We start from the raw sequence: 349 nt of genomic DNA on the forward strand, positions 1-349 counted from the left end.
TGTGCTTGATCTTCTTTTAAAATATCTGCTTGCACTGTTCCTCTAACTTGTGCAATGGTATTCTTTTTAATCTCAGCATACACCTTTTCTGACAACACTTGATCTCCTGTAACTCCTAATAACATCAAGCCTAAGCCATTATTTCCTTCAGGTAAATCGCCATTATACTTAGGTCTTTCTTTATCTTTGTAAATCTTAGCTATTTTAGCTTCAACCTCTTTTTCTAAACCATTTTCTTTAATATAAATTTCGCATTGTTGGTCAATAGCAGCATTCATAAAAAACCCAAGCAACATTGGAGCAGGACCATTAATAGTCATACTCACCGAAGTCATTGCATTGGCTAAAT

At 34.4% G+C, this 349-nt stretch carries 1 pseudogene; it reads right to left on the reverse strand.

The features are described from left to right. Window positions 1-349, reverse strand: a pseudogene (locus ACNG5D_RS15890) (methylmalonyl-CoA mutase family protein); the annotation flags it as partial.

This window comes from Algibacter ulvanivorans (assembly GCF_048381495.1).
Classification (GTDB): domain Bacteria; phylum Bacteroidota; class Bacteroidia; order Flavobacteriales; family Flavobacteriaceae; genus Algibacter_B; species Algibacter_B ulvanivorans.